The organism is Candidatus Anoxymicrobium japonicum, from assembly GCA_002843005.1.
Taxonomy (GTDB): Bacteria; Actinomycetota; Geothermincolia; order Fen-727; family Anoxymicrobiaceae; genus Anoxymicrobium; species Anoxymicrobium japonicum.
Window position 1 is genome coordinate 10,871 of sequence record PHEX01000057.1, and the last position, 2,417, is coordinate 13,287.

2 protein-coding genes are annotated in these 2,417 nt (G+C 57.0%); both read left to right on the forward strand.

Annotated elements, in window-relative coordinates:
- The first annotated feature begins 39 nt into the window (after nucleotides 1-39).
- Entirely contained in the window at nucleotides 40-840 is an 801-nt protein-coding gene (locus CVT63_06365; GenBank protein PKQ27758.1) for a chemotaxis protein CheR, read from the forward strand.
- Between the two features lie 67 nt (nucleotides 841-907).
- Nucleotides 908-2,302, forward strand: coding sequence for a hypothetical protein (locus CVT63_06370; protein ID PKQ27759.1), 1,395 nt, complete (start codon nucleotides 908-910; stop codon nucleotides 2,300-2,302).
- Nucleotides 2,303-2,417: the final 115 nt, after the last annotated feature.

Genomic DNA, 2,417 nt, shown 5'->3' on the forward strand with positions numbered 1-2,417 from the left:
AGCGAGAACCAGGCTTTTTCACTGCTAAAAAGAAGAATATTGCTCGAGCGCGGCTTCGATTGTGAGCAGTACAAGGAGAACTATCTGAAGAGGCGCATCGGTATCCGGGTTCGGGCCACGGGCGCGAGTGATTATCAAGACTACCTCAGGATTTTGCGATACAACCCGGAAGAGTACGCGGAACTCCTGAATGAACTCACCATCAACGTCACGCAATTCTTCCGTGACGCTGATGTTTACATGAAGCTCCAGAAGTCTGTGCTCCCCGATCTGGTCAAAGACAAATTAAAGATGGGATCACACACGGTGCGAGTCTGGAGCGCGGGCTGCGCGAGCGGTGAGGAGCCGTACTCTATGGCGATGCTTATGGAGAAGGTGTTAGGCGCCGACGCGAAGCGGTGGAACGTCAGGGTGCTCGGCTCGGACTTCGACGACGGGAGCCTTGCGATCGCGCGCGAGGGCGTTTACCGGGACATCGAGATGCCGCAGGGCATCGACGCGGCTCAGTTCTTCGAGATAACGCGCGATCCCGACGGCGTTGAGTTCCGGCTGAAAGAGGACATCAAAAGGAAGGTGAAGTTTGAGAAGGCCGATCTGCTTGGGGAGAGCAAGGCCAGACGCTTCGACATGATTTTGTGCAGGAATCTGTTGATCTATTTTGATAGGAAAGTACAGACACAAATCATCGAAACGTTGTCAAGAAACATGCTGCGGGAGGGATACCTCGTCCTCGGGAAATCCGAGACGCTGGGGCTGGAAGTTGCGCATAAATTCGAGGCGGTCTTCCCTCGTGAGAGAATATACAAGATGACTGCCGACAATCGAAGCGAAGACGCTTAAGAACGATTCGGGAGGGAAAAGGTCAGAGAAAAGATTTTAACACTCGAATTGGGGCTATAATCGGGGGATGGGGCGCCTCCGCCAGCTAAAAAGTGGTGGGACAAAACCGAAATCGGGACGTGCTCGTGAAAGGGAAGCGCCAGTGGAGGACAAAAAAGAGATTGGAGCCTCAGGTCTGAAAACCGGGTGGAGGAACCTTTCCATAACCCGGAGGTTCGTGTTGCGCAACAGCCTGATATCGTTGCCGGCCGCAACCGTTATCAGCTTCTTGTTTGTGAGAATATTGGGGAAGGATCATACGGTTGGCGGCTTGCTGATCGGGGCGGGTCTGGGCCTGTTGGTGGGAGCGCTGGTGGTGGCGTTCGCCAGTTGGGCTGCCGTATTGATGTACGTGCGACCGCTCGAGAAGCTCGAGCTCTTTTCTAAAGGGTTGATGCGGCACGATTTCAGTCAAGACCTGGAGCTGGGGAAGCGAACAGAGCTCTACACGATATCCACGGCCATAAATCAGATGTTGCGCTCGTTGCGTGGACTGATGGATGAAATGCGCGTCGTATCAGATGATGTAGCCGGTTCGAGCAACCTGATGGCGACAGTTGCGAGAGAGACTTCTGACGCGGTGCAGTCCACGGCCAGTACGGTGTCAGGGCTCGCGCGCGGCGCGGAGGATCAGGTCAGCTCGATGATGCTCGTCTCCTCTACCATAAACCAGATGGCCCAGGAAATAGACCGAGTGGCCGAGGCGTCCCACGAGGTTGCCAGGTACAGCCTCGAGGCGAGAGCGACCGTAGAGGAAGGCGCTGACGCGGTGGGCCTCGCCACAGACAAGATGGGCAAGCTGGTTGGCACAACGGGCTCGAGCGCCGTAGCCATGCGCGACCTTGGAGAGAGATCAGAGCAAATTGGTCTGATAGTTGACGTAATCACTGATATTGCCGACCAGACGAACCTTCTCGCGTTAAACGCCGCAATCGAGGCGGCCCGCGCGGGAGAGCACGGGAAGGGTTTCGCGGTCGTGGCCGGCGAGGTGCGGAAACTGGCGGAAGGCTCCGCGCGCGCGGCCAACCAGATAGCGAGCATCGTCCGGGAGATTCAGCGAACCATCAACAAGACGGCCGCGCTCATGGAGACTGGCACGAAGGAGGCCGACGAGGGCGCTTCAGTCGTGGGCAACGCGGCGCAGGCGTTGTGCCGCATCAAGGACGCTGTCGAGACGATCGGCGCGGAGACGCAACAGATATCTCAGGCGACGGACAGCGTAGCGGAAGGTTCGAACAAGGTCGTTGAGATAATTAGCGCCGTGGAAAGCATCTCAGAGGAGTCGGCGTCCAGTACCCAGGAGGTATCCGCTTCCATCGAGGAGCAAACCGCGTCAATGGAAGAAATATCCGCGGCTGCCACCGAGCTCGCCGGGACGGCGGACAGGCTTCGTGTAATGATTGAGAGCATAAAGACGACCTGATAGGGCGCTCGGGGTGTCTTCTTCGCCCTCCGCTCGCGGACTCGAAGTCGGCCGAAGAAAACACCCCTCGCTTTGCTTGGGGAAAAGGCATAATGGGGTCAAACCAAAATATGCG

Coding starts and splice junctions, on each gene's coding strand:
- CVT63_06370 (PKQ27759.1), top strand. CDS start 908: ATGGGGCGCCTCCGCCAGCTAAAAAGTGGTGGGACAAAACCGAAATCG.